Source organism: Burkholderia sp. KCJ3K979, from assembly GCF_016759955.1.
Classification (GTDB): Bacteria; Pseudomonadota; Gammaproteobacteria; order Burkholderiales; family Burkholderiaceae; genus Burkholderia; species Burkholderia orbicola.
This window is the reverse complement of the sequence record NZ_JACFYV010000381.1, coordinates 1-2589: the sequence shown is the minus strand read 5'-3', so window position 1 is coordinate 2589 and position 2589 is coordinate 1. Positions and strand designations below refer to the sequence as shown.

Genomic DNA, 2589 nt, shown 5'->3' with positions numbered 1-2589 from the left:
GTGCCGCGCGGCGGCACGCCGGGCGCCGCGCCCGCGCTGACGAGCGCGAACCTGCCGCCGATCTCGACCGCGCCGGGCGCGAACGCGATCGCGACCGGCGTCGGCACAATCGACGTGCCGCTCTGACGGCGCCCGCCACGCGTTCTCCAGCAAGCCGGACCGTCGTCCGGCTTTTTTATTGACGTCGCCTGGAATCGGTCCCGTACGGCCTTTTATCCGAATGGCGAGCGCTGTAACAAATTATTACTTTACGGCGATAAATCCGGAACCTAATATGCGCCGGTATTTTCACTTAATTTAATAAATTCCAGACACGAGAATATTCCTTTCCGTTTAGTTAATCGATCCTTTCGATTTTATTCAATCGACTCGAATCCCGGCTGATCGCCGTTTCGCGATTAATCGGTATCTCGCCGAGGGGGATCGTTCGTCTATTCGAAGTGAAGACGCTTTTCCGGGCGGGCTTTGCACGGCGTTATTTTGTCCGTCTTTTTTGTTGCGCCTGCAAATTCACGGAATGAATCCGTATTGCAGCGAATCATTGAATTGTCGTTGGCAATGGAATTGATTCCATTGTGCGGTTGCAAAAAACATGGGTGGGGTAAATCGTGCCGATCGGTATTCGCCGATCCGGTAAAAAACTCGGAGTGCGTCGCATAACGAATGCATTCCCGGTGCGGAGCGCCGGCGCAAATGATCCTTTGCGGCCGGCGGTATTTATCGTTCTGTTCGAGAGGCAATAATGACGACACGGAAGTCCTTGAAAGACGGTTTCGCGCTATTCGGAACGACCTTGAGCGTACCGCTCGCCGCCGCAGCGGCCGCGGCGCTGCTCGTCACGGGGTGCGGCGGCGACGACGGGCCGAGCCCGAGCGCATCGGCCGCCACCGCGGCTGCGACGACCAGCGGCAGCACGTCGGCCGCCACCGACGCAACGGCCGCCGCCGCGGCCGACCAGCCGTACGTCGACACCGACGTGTACGGCACCGGGCCGAACGACGCGGTCACGGATTCGACGGAAGGCGCCGCGGTCGTGCACCGCCAGGTCACGATCGGCGGCAAGACGATCAAGTACACGGCCACCACCGGCCACCTGACGACGATCGATCCGGTCACGTCGGCGCCGAACGCGAAGATGTTCTACGTCGCGTACACGCAGGACAATCCGGACCCGTCGAAGCCGCGTCCGGTCACGTTCTTCTACAACGGCGGCCCCGGTTCGTCGTCGGTCTACCTGCTGCTTGGCTCGTACGGGCCGAAGCGCCTGCAGTCGTCGTTCCCGAACTTCACGCCGCCCGCGCCGTACAAGCTGCTCGACAACCCGGACAGCCTGCTCGACCGTACCGACCTCGTGTTCATCAACCCGGTCGGCACCGGTTATTCGACCGCGATCGCACCGGCGAAGAACAAGGACTTCTGGGGCACCGACCAGGACGCGCGCTCGATCGACCGCTTCATTCAGCGCTACCTGACCAAGTACTCGCGCTGGAATTCGCCGAAGTTCCTGTACGGCGAGTCGTACGGCACCGCGCGCAGCGCGGTCGTGTCGTGGGTGCTGCACGAGGACGGCATCGACCTGAACGGGATCACGCTGCAGTCGTCGATCCTCGACTATGCGAACGCGCTGTCCGCGCCGGGCACGTTCCCGACGCTCGCGGCCGACGCGTTCTACTGGAAGAAGACGACGCTCAACCCGACGCCGACCGATCTCGACGCGTACATGGTCCAGGCCCGCAACTACGCGGACAACACGCTCGCGCCGCTCGCGCAGAAGCCGAACCCGCAGGACGGCGGCTTCGTGAACGTGCGGCTGAACCTGAAGCTCGCGACCGCGCAGCAGATGGGCGCGTACATCGGCACGGACCCGACGTCGCTGATCCAGACCTTCGGCAACCCGGCCGCGCTCGGCAACGTGCCGTCGTCGGATGACAACCCGCCGTACACGTTCTTCCTGACGCTGGTGCCGGGCACGCAGATCGGCCAGTACGATGGTCGCGCGAACTTCACGGGCAAGGGCATCGCGCCGTACATCCTGCCGAACTCGGGCAGCAACGATCCGTCGATCACGAACGTCGGCGGCGCGTACACGGTGCTGTGGAACAGCTACATCAACACCGACCTCAAGTACACGTCGACGTCGTCGTTCGTGGACCTGAACGACCAGGTCTTCAACAACTGGGACTTCAGTCACATCGACCCGACCGGCGCGAACAAGGGCGGCGGCAATACGCTGTACACGGCCGGCGACCTGGCGTCGACGATGAGCGTGAACCCGGACCTGAAGGTGCTGTCGGCGAACGGCTATTTCGACGCCGTCACGCCGTTCCACCAGACGGAGCTGACGCTCGCGCAGATGCCGCTCGATCCGACGCTCAAGGCGCAGAACCTGACGATCAAGAACTACCCGTCGGGCCACATGATCTACCTGAACGACGCGTCGCGGACCGCGCTGAAGGGCGATCTCGCCAGCTTCTACGACGGTATCCTCGCGAACCGCACCGCGCTGCAACGCGTGCTGAAACTGCAGGCGCGCACGCAGCAGATGAAGCAGCAGAAACTGCGGCAGCAGGGGCAGTAAGCGTGGCGGGC

The 2589-nt window shown here is 62.9% G+C and carries 2 protein-coding genes; both read left to right on the top strand.

What is annotated here, in order from left to right; translation table 11 throughout:
• On the top strand, positions 1-126 hold a 126-nt coding region (locus H3O04_RS34880; protein ID WP_202589467.1), incomplete at its 5' end, for a 3-hydroxybutyrate oligomer hydrolase family protein.
• A gap of 616 nt (positions 127-742) precedes the next feature.
• Positions 743-2578, top strand: a complete 1836-nt coding sequence (locus H3O04_RS34875; RefSeq protein WP_012328010.1) for a S10 family peptidase — start codon at positions 743-745, stop codon at positions 2576-2578.
• Positions 2579-2589 lie beyond the last annotated feature (11 nt).